Annotated in this window: 11 protein-coding genes; 6 read left to right on the top strand and 5 right to left on the bottom strand. The window is 70.3% G+C overall.

Annotated elements, in window-relative coordinates; all coding sequences use genetic code 11:
• Positions 1 to 7: 7 nt before the first annotated feature.
• Positions 8 to 280: an HPr family phosphocarrier protein gene (locus tag NAM01S_RS16150; protein WP_067785967.1), complete on the top strand. Its 273-nt coding sequence runs from the start codon at positions 8 to 10 to the stop codon at positions 278 to 280.
• 103 nt (positions 281 to 383) lie between these two features.
• Here the strand turns inward: NAM01S_RS16150 and NAM01S_RS16155 are convergent, their stop codons facing one another.
• From NAM01S_RS16155 to NAM01S_RS16165, 3 genes are all read right to left on the bottom strand, one after another.
• Positions 384 to 3,449: a bifunctional [glutamine synthetase] adenylyltransferase/[glutamine synthetase]-adenylyl-L-tyrosine phosphorylase gene (locus tag NAM01S_RS16155; protein WP_067785969.1), complete on the bottom strand. Its 3,066-nt coding sequence runs from the start codon at positions 3,447 to 3,449 to the stop codon at positions 384 to 386.
• A gap of 36 nt (positions 3,450 to 3,485) precedes the next feature.
• Complete coding sequence (glnA, locus tag NAM01S_RS16160; RefSeq protein WP_067785971.1) at positions 3,486 to 4,826, bottom strand: type I glutamate--ammonia ligase; 1,341 nt, start codon at positions 4,824 to 4,826, stop codon at positions 3,486 to 3,488.
• Positions 4,827 to 5,132: 306 nt separating this feature from the next.
• Positions 5,133 to 6,665, bottom strand: coding sequence for an alpha/beta hydrolase (locus NAM01S_RS16165; RefSeq protein WP_067785973.1), 1,533 nt, complete (start codon positions 6,663 to 6,665; stop codon positions 5,133 to 5,135).
• 310 nt (positions 6,666 to 6,975) lie between these two features.
• Between NAM01S_RS16165 and panB the strand changes: the two genes are divergently transcribed.
• The 4 genes from panB to NAM01S_RS16185 all read left to right on the top strand — a co-directional run bounded on the left by panB (position 6,976) and on the right by NAM01S_RS16185 (position 10,259).
• Complete coding sequence (gene panB, locus NAM01S_RS16170; RefSeq protein ID WP_067786206.1) at positions 6,976 to 7,833, top strand: 3-methyl-2-oxobutanoate hydroxymethyltransferase; 858 nt, start codon at positions 6,976 to 6,978, stop codon at positions 7,831 to 7,833.
• Positions 7,834 to 7,977: 144 nt separating this feature from the next.
• The gene (locus NAM01S_RS16175; RefSeq protein WP_067785974.1) at positions 7,978 to 8,424 is read left to right on the top strand and encodes a hypothetical protein; all 447 of its coding nucleotides are present in this window, start codon (positions 7,978 to 7,980) and stop codon (positions 8,422 to 8,424) included.
• A complete protein-coding gene (pip, locus tag NAM01S_RS16180) occupies positions 8,424 to 9,386 on the top strand; it encodes a prolyl aminopeptidase (RefSeq protein WP_067785976.1) in 963 nt (320 codons plus the stop codon). The genes NAM01S_RS16175 and pip overlap by 1 nt, the downstream gene beginning before the upstream one ends.
• A 3-nt stretch (positions 9,387 to 9,389) precedes the next feature.
• Positions 9,390 to 10,259: a CHAD domain-containing protein gene (locus NAM01S_RS16185; protein ID WP_067785979.1), complete on the top strand. Its 870-nt coding sequence runs from the start codon at positions 9,390 to 9,392 to the stop codon at positions 10,257 to 10,259.
• A 235-nt stretch (positions 10,260 to 10,494) separates the two neighbouring features.
• Here the strand turns inward: NAM01S_RS16185 and NAM01S_RS16190 are convergent, their stop codons facing one another.
• On the bottom strand, positions 10,495 to 11,931 hold the full coding sequence (locus tag NAM01S_RS16190) for an RNB domain-containing ribonuclease (protein ID WP_067785981.1): 1,437 nt from the start codon (positions 11,929 to 11,931) through the stop codon (positions 10,495 to 10,497).
• An 11-nt stretch (positions 11,932 to 11,942) separates the two neighbouring features.
• Positions 11,943 to 12,332: a hypothetical protein gene (locus NAM01S_RS16195; protein ID WP_253798870.1), complete on the bottom strand. Its 390-nt coding sequence runs from the start codon at positions 12,330 to 12,332 to the stop codon at positions 11,943 to 11,945.
• A gap of 359 nt (positions 12,333 to 12,691) precedes the next feature.
• Between NAM01S_RS16195 and NAM01S_RS16200 the strand changes: the two genes are divergently transcribed.
• On the top strand, positions 12,692 to 13,078 hold the full coding sequence (locus NAM01S_RS16200; protein WP_067785985.1) for a hypothetical protein: 387 nt from the start codon (positions 12,692 to 12,694) through the stop codon (positions 13,076 to 13,078).
• The last annotated feature ends 36 nt before the right edge of the window (positions 13,079 to 13,114 follow it).

Consider the following 13,114-nt stretch of genomic DNA (forward strand, 5'->3'; position numbering starts at 1 on the left):
GCTGGAGATGTACGTCGAAGAATTCACGGCCGTCGGGCCGCTGTCCGCCGACGAAGCCCAGGAACTCGCGGACATCGCGGGCCGCTACACCTCACGCATCACCGTCAGCTGCGGCGGGCGCGACGTGCACGCGCTGGTCCTGCCGGCGGCGTGGGACGAGCTGCCGATGAAGGCGGGCAGCCGGGTGACGGTGACCGTCGAGGGCGGACGGCAGGGACCGGAGGAGGATCGGAAAGCGCTGCGCGATTTCGTCTGCCACATGCAGCACGTCGGCGACTGACGATCGCCTATCCCTTCCTCGCGCCTCTGGGAGGTCGCCGAGCACGCCGCACCCGGTGCCGACAGTGCGGCCGCCGTCGCGCGATGGCGAACGCTCGCGGGTCTCAGCTTCCGAAAACGCGCTCGACCACCGCTTTCGCCCGTCGCGTCACCCGCATGTAGTTGTCCAGGAACTCGCTGCCGTCGTCGTTGCGCCAACCCGCCACCCGCGCGACCGCCGAGAGCAGCCGACCGGGGCCCGGCAATTGGTCGGTCGCCTTGCCGCGCACCAGGACCAGCGCGTTGCGCGCCTTCGTCGCGGTGAGCCAGGCGTCGCGCAACAGCGCCACGTCCTCGGCGTCGAGCAGCTTGGTCTCCTCGATGACGTCGAGCGATTGCAGCGTGGAGGTGTTGTGCAGCGCGGGCACCTCGTGGGCGTGGCGCAGCTGCATGAGCTGCACGGTCCATTCGATGTCGGCCAGACCGCCGCGTCCCAGCTTGGTGTGCGTCGCGGGGTTGGCGCCGCGGGGCAGGCGTTCGGAGTCGACCCTGGCCTTGATGCGGCGGATCTCGCGCACCGCCTCGGCCGAGACGCCGCCGACCGGGTAGCGCACCTTGTCGATGACGTGCAGGAACCGCAACCCGAGGTCCTGATCGCCCGCGATCTGGTGGGCGCGCAGCAGCGCCTGCACCTCCCACGGCTGCGCCCACTGCTCGTAGTAGGCGCGATAGGCGGCGAGGGTGCGGACCAGCGCGCCGTTGCGGCCCTCCGGACGCAGGCCCGCGTCGACGTGCAGGGGCGGGTCGGTGCTCGGCGCGCCGAGCATGCGCTGCACCTTCTCGGCGATGCCGATCGCCCATTTGACGGCCTTGGTCTCGTCCTCGCCCGGACGCGGATCGCAGACGAACAGCACGTCGGCGTCGGAGCCGTAGCCGAGTTCCATGCCGCCGAGCCTGCCCATGCCGATCACCGCGAAATCGGCGGGCGCTGGCGCACCGGTCTCCGCCTCGCTCGCCCGAATCACCGCAGCCAGCGCGGCTTCCAGCACCGCGACCCACACCGACGACAGGGCGCGGCAGACCTCCGGCACCTCGAGCATGCCGAGCAGATCCGCCGAGGCGACCCGCGCGAGTTCGTGGCGGCGCAGCGAACGGGCCGCCGCCACAGCGCGTTTCGGATCCTCGTAGCGGGCCGCCGCGGTGAGGATGCCGCGCGCGACGTCCTCCGGCTGCGGTCCGAGCAGCAGCGACCCACCGGGACCGTCGGCGTACATGCGGATCGTTTCCGGCGCGTTGATCAGCAGATCGGGCAGGTACTCCGAGGAACCGAGCACGATCATCAGCCGCTGCGCGATCGCGCCCTCGTCGCGCAGTTCGCGCAGGAACCAGATCTGGTCGTCCAGGCCTTCCGACACCCGGCGGTAGGCGAGCAGGCCCGCGTCGGGATTCGGTGTGTCGCCGAGCCATTCGAGCAGGGTGGGCAGCAGCAGCGCCTGGATGCGTCCCTTGCGGGAGACCCCGCCGGTGAGCGCCTTGAGGTGGCCGAGCGCGTTCTCCGGGGCCGCGTAGCCGAGCGCGGCCAGCTGCCGGATGGCGGCGTCCGGGCTCAGCCGCAGCGCGTCGGAGTCCATCCGCGCGACCGCGTCGAGCAGCGGACGGTAGAACAGCTTCGCGTGTAAACGCCGGACCCGCACGGCATTTCGGCGGATCTCGGAGGCGAGCACGCCGACCGCGTCCTGCCTGCCGTCGGGACGGATGTGCGCGGCGCGGGCCAGCCAGCGCATGCCCTCCTCGTCGTCGGCCGCGGGCAGCGTGTGGGTGCGCTTGAGCCGTTGCAACTGGAGGCGATGCTCGAGCAGGCGCAGGAATTCGTAGGAGGCGGTGAGGTTCGCGGCGTCGTCCCTGCCGACGTATCCGCCGGCGGCGAGCGCGGTCAGCGCCTCGACGGTGCCCTGCACGTGCAGCGACTCGTCCACTCTGCCGTGCACCAATTGCAGGAGCTGCACGGCGAATTCGACGTCGCGCAGGCTGCCGTGGCCGAGCTTCAGCTCGCGCTCGCGCAGGTCGGCGGGCACCAGGTCTTCCACGCGGCGGCGCATCGCTTGGACGTCGGCGACGAAATCGGGCCGCTCCGAGGCGGTCCAGACCATCGGCATCACCGCGTCCCGGTACTGGTGCCCGAGTTCGAGGTCGCCGGTCATCGGCCGGTTCTTCAACAGCGCCTGGAACTCCCAGGTGCGCGCCCACCGCTTGTAGTAGGCGATATGCGATTCCAGGGTGCGCACCAGCGCGCCCTGCTTGCCCTCCGGGCGCAGCGCCGCGTCCACCTCGAAGAAGGCCAGACTGCCAACGCTCATCGTCTCGGCGGCCAACCGGGTCGCGGTGGCGTCGGCGGGTTCGGCGACGAACACCACGTCCACATCGCTGACGTAATTCAGTTCGCACGCACCGCTTTTGCCCATCGCGATCACCGCGAGCCGGACCGGGCACGGCCCGTCCTTGCAGACCCGCGCGACCGCGACCGCGAGCGCAGCGGTGAGCGCCGCGTCGGCCAGGTCGGTGAGATGCCTGCCGACTGTCTGGTACGGCAGCACCGGCTCGTTCTCGACGGTGGCGGCCAGATCCAGCGCGGCGAGCAGCATCAGCTGGTCGCGGTAGCGCCTGCGCAGCAGCGCCACCGCTTCAGGTCCGGCGATCCCCGCCCTGTACAACAGCCCGCCCGTCGCCCGACCGCCACCCCTCATCGAGTCGCGATGCGACGCTGTGTCCGATTGGGCGTTCGGCCCCTCCTCGGGCACCGCGTCGACGGCGTCGAGCAGATCCGCGAGGACCTCCTCGCGCTTGGGCAGGTCCGGACGGCGCAGCAACTGCCACGAGGCGGGCTCGGCCACCATGTGGTCGCCGAAGGCGCTCGACGAGCCGAGCAGCGCGAACAGCCTGCCGCGCAAGGACTTATCGGTGCGCAGCGCGGAATCCACTGCGGCCCAGTCGCTTCCGAGCCCTTCGCGGAGGCGCATGAGGGTGCTCAGCGCGAGGTCGGCGTCGGGCGCCCTGGACAACGACCAGAGGACCGGGATACTTTCGACGTTGTCCCAGCCCAATTCGCGCAGCGAGGCTGCGGCCGTCGGCTCGAGCAAGCCGAGCCGACCGACACCGGGAACAGCGGAGCGCGCAGACGGTGGCCGGACCATAGTCTTAAAACTACATGGCCCGGCCGCGCGTCCACGTCACAGTCCGAGGTACTCCTTGAGCTCGAACGGGGTCACCTGGCTGCGGTAGTCGGCCCACTCCCGGCGCTTGTTGCGCAGGAAGAAGTCGAAGACGTGCTCGCCGAGGGTTTCGGCGACCAGCTCCGAGCGCTCCATCGCCTGCAACGCCTCGTCCAGGGTGCCGGGCAGCTCGCGGAAGCCCATCGCGCGGCGCTCGGCGGTGGTCAACGCCCACACGTCGTCCTCGGCCTCCGGCGGCAGGTTGTAGCCCTTCTCGATGCCGCGCATACCCGCGGCGAGCAGTACCGCGAACGCCAGGTAGGGGTTGCAGGCGGAATCTGGGCTGCGGATCTCGACGCGCCGCGAGGACGACTTGTTCGGCGTGTACATCGGCACGCGCACCAGCGCGGAGCGGTTCGACCGGCCCCAGGAGGCCGCCGTCGGGGCTTCGCCGCCGTGGATGAGCCGCTTGTAGGAGTTCACCCACTGGTTGGTGATCGCGCTGATCTCGGGCGCGTGCTCCAGGATGCCCGCGATGAACGCGCGGGCGGTCTCGGAGAGGTTGATCGGGTCGTCCGGGTCGGCGAAGGCGTTGTTCTCGCCCTCGAACAGGCTCATGTGCGTGTGCATCGCCGAGCCCGGGTACTCCGCGAACGGCTTGGGCATGAAGGTGGCGCGCACGCCCTCGTCGATGGCCACTTCCTTGATCAGGTAGCGGAAGGTCATCACGTTGTCGGCCATGGACAGCGCATCGGCGTAGCGCAGGTCGATCTCCTGCTGACCCGGCGCGCCCTCGTGGTGGCTGAATTCCACCGAGATGCCCATCGACTCCAGCGCGTCGATCGCGTGGCGCCGGAAGTTCGGGGCCGAGTCGTGCACGGCTTGGTCGAAGAAGCCACCGGAGTCGGCGGGCGCGGGCGGGCTTCCGTCCTGCGGGCCGTTCTTCAGCAGGAAGAACTCGATCTCCGGGTGCACGTAGCAGCTGAACCCGACATCGCCCGCCTTGTTCAGCTGCCGCCGCAGCACGTGGCGCGGGTCGGCCCAGGACGGCGAGCCGTCCGGCATGGTGATATCGCAGAACATGCGCGCGGAGTGCTGATGGCCCTTGCTGGTGGCCCACGGCAGCACCTGGAAGGTGGAAGGATCCGGGCGCGCGACCATGTCGGCCTCCGACACCCGGGCGAAGCCCTCGATGGCCGAGCCGTCGAAGCCGATACCCTCCTCGAAAGCGCCCTCGAGCTCGGCGGGAGCGATGGCGACGGACTTCAGGTAGCCCAAGACGTCGGTGAACCAGAGACGCACGAAGCGGATGTCCCGCTCTTCGAGCGTCCGCAGCACGAATTCCTTCTGGCGATCCATGTCCGCGAGCGTAAGCACCTGGCGTTAAATCCGTGTTACGTACGGCCTCGGGATTGCGTTTCGGGTCCGCGAGGGGCTGTTCGGAACGAAGTTCACCACCGTGCGGACCGGTCGGTGAGCGGTCCCCTGCGATTCCGCGTGCGTCGGATCCGCCGCCGCGGATCGTTCCGGAATTGCCGTCGGGACAACGTCGGCCGGCCCAGCGGAATTCGCACGACCTCCGATTCCGTTCGCACAGCACGCCGCGCGCAACGTCGCGGCGGACGCTGAGGGGCAGTGGAGTCCGGCGGCAAGTCGCCTTGACGTTCAGCAGGTCAGGCCGGGCTCGGGGAGTTTCAGATCGACCAGGTACGTGATCACCGCGTCGTCCAGACACTGGTTGCCCGCCACCAGCGCGGCGGTGTGGCGGTTGGCGGTGAAGGTGATCAGCGCGGCGTCCAGCTGGGCGGCCAGGTCGACGCCCGCCTGGTACGGCGTGGCCGGATCGTCCGTCGTCGACACCACCACGACCTTCGGCAGACCTTCGACGGCGATCCGGTGCGGGTTGCCGCTGTTGGGCACCGGCCAGGTCGAGCACAGTTCCAGCGGGGCCTGTCCGGTGCCGCGTCCGTCGTCGAGGAACGGGGCGGCCTTGCGGTACTCGGCGTCCTGGCGGGCCGCCACCGCCGGATCGGTCACCCGCGGATCGTCGACGCAGCGGATGGCGTTGAACGCGTCCTGGGTGTTGTTGTAGGTGCCGTCGTCGCGGCGGCCGTCGTACATGTCGGCCAGCTGCAGGAGGGTGTCGCCGCGGCCGTCGCGCAGTTCGTCGAGGCCGAGGGTCAACACCTGCCACAGGTCGTCGGAGTAGAGCGTCTGGGTGACGCCGGTCATGGCGTCGTTGTAGCTGAGGCCGCGCGGGTCGGTGGTCTCGGCGGGCCGGTCCCACAGCGGGTTGACCAGCTCGCGGAAACGGGCCACGGCCTGGGCCGGGTCGGTGCCAAGCGGGCAGTCCGGTTCCTTCGCGCAGGCCTGGGCGTAGGCGTCGAACGCGGTCTGGAAGCCCGCCGCCTGGCGCAGCGACTCCTGGACCGGATCCTGCGAGGAGTCGACGGCGCCGTCCAGCACCAGCGCCCGCACCCGGTCCGGGTACTTCTCCGCGTACAGCGACCCGAGCTTGGTGCCATACGAATAGCCCAGGTAGGTCAGCTTCGGGTCGCCGAGCACCGCCCTGATCACGTCCATGTCCTGGACGACCTCGCGGGTGCCGACGTGCGCGAGCAGCTCGTCACCGGTGCGCTCGACGCACTTGTCCGCGTACTCCTTGTTCTCCGCCTCCGCGGCGGCGATCCCCTCGGGCGTGTTGTCCTCGGGGCGCTCGGCGCGCTCGGCGTCGTTCTCCTGCGGCGTCAGGCACGCGATCGCGGGCGTCGACGCGCCGACACCGCGCGGATCGAACCCGACCCGGTCGAAGCGCTCCGACAGCGGCGTCCTGTTCGCGAGGCTCGCCATCGACAACCCCGACACCCCGGGCCCGCCAGGGTTCATCAGCAGCGAACCGATCTTCGCCCCCGAGGCGGGCACCCTGCTCAACGCGATCTGCGCCGTCGGCCCCGCCGGATCCGCGTAATCGACCGGCACCGTGATCCGCGTGCACTGCGCGTTCGGCGGGAACCGATCACCCGGCCCCGCGAATTCCAGGCACTCCCCCCACTCCGGCGTCTGCCCGTAGAACCGCTCCAACCCGGCCTGCGGTGCGGGCATCGGCCCCTGCGGCTGCGCCCGCTCGATCGCGCACCCGGCCGCGACCATGCTCAGCACCGCCGCCACCAGCACGCCACGCCCACGCCGCAATCCCATACTTCGATCCTGCCAGCAACGGTTTGCCGAGCACTTCCTCCCCCACCCGCCCGACGGCAGCGCCACCGCCCTCGCAAACCTTTCGCACGCTTCGCAGAGGGTGCAGCGCCTGCGAAGCGTAGGAACTTTGCGAAGTCGTAAGGACGCCGTCGGGGTGCTGTGCGGCGGTCGCGTCAGGTGGCCCGTAGCTGTGAGCAATCGCACCGAACGACGCCCTTAAGCGACCGTGGAGGCGGGTGGCACACTGGAACCGTCAGAAAACCCGGGGACCCGGCCAGGGCCTCGAGGCGACGATACGAAAGGGACGATGATGTCCGTATCCGATGCGGAAACCCCTGCCTACGGCGCGGCTCAGGCCGAGACCAAGAAGGCGCGGCGCAAGACGCGTGTCCCCCACCTTCAGCAGATGAAGGCCGACGGTGAGCGCTGGGCGATGCTCACCGCCTACGACTACTCCTCCGCCCGCCTGTTCGAAGAGGCGGGCATCCCCGTACTGCTGGTCGGCGACTCGGCCGCCAACGTGGTGTACGGCTACGACACCACGGTGCCCATCACCGTGGACGAGCTGATCCCGCTGGTGCGCGGCGTGGTGCGCGGCGCGCCGCACGCGCTGGTGGTGGCCGATCTGCCGTTCGGCACCTACGAGTCCTCCCCGCAGCAGGCGCTGGCGACGGCGACGCGGTTCATGAAGGAGGGCGGCGCGCACGCGGTGAAGCTCGAGGGCGGCGAGCGAGTCGCTGAGCAGATCGCGCTGATCACCGCGGCGGGTATCCCGGTGATGGCGCACATCGGCTTCACACCGCAGAGCGTCAACACCCTCGGCGGTTTCCGGGTGCAGGGCCGCGGCGACGGCGCCGAGCAGCTCATCGCCGACGCCATCGCGGTGCAGGAGGCGGGCGCGTTCTCCGTGGTCATGGAGATGGTTCCCGCCGAGCTGGCCGGGCAGGTCACCCGCAAGCTGACCATCCCGACCGTCGGTATCGGCGCGGGCGCCGACTGCGACGCCCAGGTGCTGGTCTGGCAGGACATGGCGGGCTACACCAGCGGCAAGACCGCAAAGTTCGTCAAGCGCTTCGCCGATGTCGGCGACCAATTGCGCTCGGCGGCAGCGGCTTACGCCGACGAGGTGCGCCGAGGGACGTTCCCCGGACCCGAGCACAGCTTCTGATCGACCGGACGAGCGGCGCGGCGTACCTTGCCGCGCCGCTCGATTCGTCGTCACGCCGCGAGGCGTGGAACGAGCGGTGCGGGCCGCGGGCCGCAAACAATGGCAGACTCGATGCCGACATTCTCGACACGAGCAGAGGTACCGATGCCGCACAGCCGTTGGATTTTCCGCAGCACCTCGCTGGTGGTCGCCGCGTTCGCCGCCGCGACACTGGCCGCGTGCGGGACGAACGGGAACCCCGAGCCCACCGGTAGCACGGGATCGACCACCTCGGCGCCAACGTCGGCGACCACGACCGCCCAGGCCACCGGCACCCAGAAGCCGACGCCGACGGTCACCGACGCCGCCGCCACCCAGCTGTGCGACGCGATCCGGCCCGAGCTGTCCAATTTCCGGGTGCAGGGTCCGACGCTGGGGCGGGTCGGGCTCAACCTGATCGTGCACCCGTGGGGTCTACAGAACGGTATCGACGTGCTCGGCAACAAGGCCGTCGTCGACACCGTCACCACCAAGAGCTGCCCGGACGTCCGCCAACAGGCCATCGAGGCGCTACAGACGCCGGACCTGGCCTCGATCATCGTCGGCCTGTGATGCGCACCCTGTATCCCCCGATCGAGCCGTACGAGTCGGGCATGCTCGACGTCGGCGAAGGGCAGTCGGTGTACTGGGAGGTCAGCGGCAATCCCGACGGCAAGCCGGTGGTGTTCCTGCACGGCGGCCCGGGCGGCGGCACCGCGCCGTACCACCGGCAGTTCTTCGACCCGTCGGCCTACCGCATCGTGCTGTTCGACCAGCGCGGCTGCGGGCGGTCCACCCCGCACCTCGCCGACGGCGCCGATCTCGCGCACAACACGACCTGGCACCTGGTCGCCGACATCGAGGCGCTGCGTGCGCATCTCGGCGTCGAGCGCTGGCAGGTGTTCGGCGGCTCGTGGGGCTCCACGCTGGCGCTCGCGTACGCGCAGAAGCATCCGGAGCGGGTCACCGAACTGGTGCTGCGCGGCATTTTCCTGTTGCGGCGCAAGGAGATCGACTGGTACTACAACGGCGCGGCGGGCAACGTCTACCCGGACGAGTGGGAGAAGTTCCTCGCGCCGGTGCCGGAGGCCGAGCGCGACGGTGATCTGGTCGAGGCCTATCACCGGCTGCTGCGCTCCCCCGATCCCGAGGTGGCGACGGCCGCCGCGATCGCGTGGTCGGTGTGGGAGGGTTCCACCAGTTCGCTGCTGCCGCACCCGGATCGGGTCGCCGAGACCGGCGAGCCGCGGTTCGCGCTGGCATTCGCGCGCATCGAGAACCACTACTTCCGGCACGGCGGATTCCTGGAGGAAGGACAGCTGCTGCGCGATGTGGGCGCCATCTCGCACCTGCCGGTCGTCATCGTGCAGGGTCGCCACGACATCGTCTGCCCGGCCGTGAGCGCCTGGGATCTGCACCGCGCCTGGCCGGGCTCGCAGTTGCACATCGTCGACGACGCGGGGCACGCGGCCAACGAACCCGGCATCGTCGACCGGTTGGTGCGCGCCACCGACGGCTTCGCGAAGGTGGGCTGAGCCGTGGCGGCCGTTGCCGGAGAAGCCCTGATCGCCGCCCTGCGCGACGACATCGACCGATTGCTGGCCGCCGAGCCCGAGGTGCGCGCGGACGCGGCGGATTCGGTGCACCAGATGCGGGTCGCGACCCGGCGGCTGCGCAGCGTGCTTCGCTCCTATCGCGGCTTGTTCGAGAAGGCTCCCGCGGCCGAGATCGGCGCGGAGCTGAAGTGGCTTGCCACGCTGCTCGGCGTCGCCCGCGACGCGGAAGTGCGGGCCGACCGCTTCGCCGACCTGCTCGACGATCAGGGCGAGGACGTGCCGGACGTGGTCGCCGAGCGCCTCGTCGGCGCCGAACGCGCACGCTACGACGCCGCGCACGCCGAGGTGCTCACCGCACTCGACACCGACCGCTATCGCGCGCTGCGTGAGCGACTGACCCGCTGGCGCACCGACCCACCGCTGCGCCCAGCCCGCGCCGCCGCGCCCGCCGCCGACTTCTTCGGCGTCGTGCTGCTGCGCGACCACGAACGGGTGGCGGCGCTGATCCGGCACGAGCCGACGGTGCCCGGACCGGAGCGCATCGAGGCGCTGCACGATATCCGTAAGAGCGCCAAGCGTTTACGCTATTCCTGCGAGGCCGCCGAACAGGTCATCGGCGAGTCCGCCGCCGATCTCGGCGGTCGCGCCAAGCGCCTGCAGTCCGTGCTCGGCGACCACCGCGACGCGATCGAATCCGGCGCGGCGATCATCGAGCGCGCGGCGGAGGCCGAAGCGGCGGGCGAGGACGTGAACGTCTACCGCCGTCTCACCGTGGCGGAGAACGCCGCGGCCGACCGCGCCCTCGGCCATTATCCCGACGCAGCCGAAGCGCTTTCGACCAGCCTCTGGTGACTTCGCGACTCCAGCGCACGCCCCCGCAGCGGTCACAGCGACCGCATTGAGCACACCGGCCTGCGACAGAGACAACGTCGGTGTGGGGCGAAGCTCAACGGCGGAGACTACGTCAGCGTGAGCGCGGAGTCCGTGATGGAGAAGCGTCAGCGTGAGCGCGAAGGTCCGGCGTCCGCGTGAGCGCAACGGTCCCCGACTGACCCAGGGTCTGCGCGAGGGCAGAGTTCACGAGAAGTCAGGCGGGGAAGGCGAAGCCGACCTTGCGGGTGACCGGGTCGGCGGAGACGAGCCGCACGCGGACGGACGCGCCTTCCTTCGGGCTGCCGGTGCAGGGTCCGAGCACCGGGGGATCGGCGATGAAGACCTCCGCGGGCCGGTTGCCGTTGGCCTCGCGGACGACGACCGCGTCGAACACGGCGTCGAGGCGTTGGGCGAGCAGGCTGGCCTCGGTGAGGTCGATGCAGGCGCGGTCCACTTTGCCGGAGACGCCGTCGGTGCGCTTCATGGTGTCGGCGGTCGGCTCGAGTCCGTCCCGAACCCATTGCGGCACCGGGGTTCCCGCGCAGTGGGCCAGGCAGATCTCGGTGGCGAAGCGGTCGGCGAGGCGGCGCAGCGGAGCCGTCACGTGCGCGTAGGGCGCACCGATCCCGCTGTGCGCCAGTACCTCCGGCGGCGACCCGTTCATCACGGTGTACGCGGCGCCGCGCAGCAGGCCGGTGGCCTCCGACATGAGCACGAGGGCGGCGGGGGTATTGGGATCGAGCCCGGCCAGCATGCGGCCGACCGGCTGATCCGCTGGCCAGTCCACGGCCAGCGCGGCGGCGGTGCGGCGCATGGACGCGATGGCGGATTCGGTGGGCGGCGGCATGGTGCGCAGCAGGCCGATCCGCTGCCCGTCGGCGTCGGCGCCATCCAGCATGATGCGTGCCGCGCACATGCCGGTCAGCAGGGAGACCTGCTCGTTCCAGTCGTCTGCCGCGGTGCGCGGCTCGACGACGAGCCGCCAATGGCCGTCGTTCGCGTCGTCGCGGATGACGCTCTGCGAGGGCAGCCGCAGCCCGATCGCGCCGCGGGCGAGTCCGGCCTCGATGCGCCGCGTGCCGAATTCCGGCAGGGCCGCGATCGAGGGGTGCAGGGCGCCCGCGTCGGCGTCGGCTTGGACACCCGCGTAGTCGAGTCGGGCGCGGGAGCGGACGGTCGCGCGCACCACCGAGTAGGTCAGCGGTTCGGCGTTCTCGTCGAGTTCGATGGTCCACAGGGCCGCGGGCCTGGTCTGCTCGGGCAGCAGGCTCGCCGCGCCCTCGGAGAGGACGGGCGGATGCAACGGCACCGTGCCGTCCGGGAGATAGAAGGTCTGGCCCCGCGCGCCGGATTCTCTGGCGAGCGCGCCGTCGGGGGCGATCACGGCGCCGACGTCGGCGATCGCGTAGTGCAGTGTGAAGCCGGAGGCGGTCCGCTCCAGGTGGAGGGCCTGGTCGAGATCCATGGCGCCCGGCGGGTCGATCGTCACCAGCTCGATGTCGGTGCGATCGATCCGGTCGCCCGCGAACGCGTCCACCGCGCCGCGGGCTTCCACGGCGGCCTCGGCGGGGTACGCCGAGGCCAGACCGAATTCGGATCGGATGGCGCCGAAATCGACCGGCGCCGAGATGATCCGCTGGTGCAGTTCCACGTAGAACTACGTTACTGCAGTGCCAGCATCGTGCCGTTCAGCTCGTTGAACGGACCGAACACCGTGAACGTGACCCGCCCGGTGGGGTAGGTCGACGACAGATCGGCCGCGGCGTCGAGCGCCTCACCGAAGGACGCCGCCGACGGGTGCGGAAGACCGGCGAGCGTGCGGCCGAAGTTGTTGTCGGCCACCCACTTGGTGTCGGCAGGGCTGAGATCGACCTGCACCCCGCCGGGAAGCGGAGTCACCGCGACCGCGTTGGCGGACCCGGCGCCCAGCGCGGCGAAAACCGATGCGGCCCCGGCGATGAGCGCGCCGGCGACCAGTGAACGAACTACCCGCATAGAGTTGAGACCTGCTTCCGCAATCGAAGAATGAATCGGCCCGCTGCTGCCCGGCATCGGGCCTGCCAACGGCGACTACTGTATGACGTCGGTCACCTTTAGGCCAGTTCCGTACGAATCGCCCGGCCGCACCCGTCGTGTCGCGCGCGACTGCTACTGTTCGGGGCCGGTGCGGGCCGTGATCCAACCGCCCATTCCGAAGTGACCCCGTACGTCGACAATTGGGAGTTATGCACTGATGTCATCGATCATCTTCGACTACCTGATGCCGCTGCTCGGCCCGGAGCAGGCCGCATACTGGGCGCAGGTCTTCATGGTCGATCCCACCTGATCTCACAGAGAACGCCACACGACGGTCGCCTTCCGTTAACCTCACGGAAGGCGACTTTCGTCCGGGGCCGCTAGCATCCGGCACCGTGAGAAGAACTTCCGCCGCGATCGCGGTAAGCACCACCCTGTTCGCCCTGCTCGTCGCGGGTTGCAGCAGCGACGACAAGGACACCGCGACGGCGTCGTCCACCTCCGCCTCCCCCGCCGCCCAGCCAAGCGGCGCCGCCGTGCCCGACAGCGCCAAGGCAGGCATGTTCGTGGTGAGCTACCGCAGCGCCTTCCCGAAGCTGGCCGAGGGCCGCAGCGACGCGCAGATCGCGGAGATCTTCACCGCGACCTGCAAGGACATCAAGGACGGCAAGGCCGAGGACGCCATCGTGCAGTCCACCGTCGACCGCTCCAAGTCCGGCCAGACCGCCGCGAGCAAGGAAGAAGCGCAGGCCATCTTCACCACGGCCAAGTACCTCTGCTGAACCACGCCGCCGATGCGGGCCGGGAGCCTCGGTGCG

Origin of the sequence: Nocardia amikacinitolerans NBRC 108937 (assembly GCF_001612615.1) — a bacterium.
GTDB lineage: Bacteria > Actinomycetota > Actinomycetes > Mycobacteriales > Mycobacteriaceae > Nocardia > Nocardia amikacinitolerans.

What these genes read in the sequence shown, in the direction of transcription:
- NAM01S_RS16150 (WP_067785967.1), top strand. Translation starts at nt 8, where the DNA reads ATGTACGTCGAAGAATTCACGGCCGTCGGGCCGCTGTCCGCCGACGAA.
- NAM01S_RS16155 (WP_067785969.1), bottom strand. Translation starts at nt 3,449, where the DNA reads ATGGTCCGGCCACCGTCTGCGCGCTCCGCTGTTCCCGGTGTCGGTCGG.
- glnA (WP_067785971.1), bottom strand. Translation starts at nt 4,826, where the DNA reads ATGGATCGCCAGAAGGAATTCGTGCTGCGGACGCTCGAAGAGCGGGAC.
- NAM01S_RS16165 (WP_067785973.1), bottom strand. Translation starts at nt 6,665, where the DNA reads ATGGGATTGCGGCGTGGGCGTGGCGTGCTGGTGGCGGCGGTGCTGAGC.
- panB (WP_067786206.1), top strand. Translation starts at nt 6,976, where the DNA reads ATGTCCGTATCCGATGCGGAAACCCCTGCCTACGGCGCGGCTCAGGCC.
- NAM01S_RS16175 (WP_067785974.1), top strand. Translation starts at nt 7,978, where the DNA reads ATGCCGCACAGCCGTTGGATTTTCCGCAGCACCTCGCTGGTGGTCGCC.
- pip (WP_067785976.1), top strand. Translation starts at nt 8,424, where the DNA reads ATGCGCACCCTGTATCCCCCGATCGAGCCGTACGAGTCGGGCATGCTC.
- NAM01S_RS16195 (WP_253798870.1), bottom strand. Translation starts at nt 12,332, where the DNA reads ATGCCGGGCAGCAGCGGGCCGATTCATTCTTCGATTGCGGAAGCAGGT.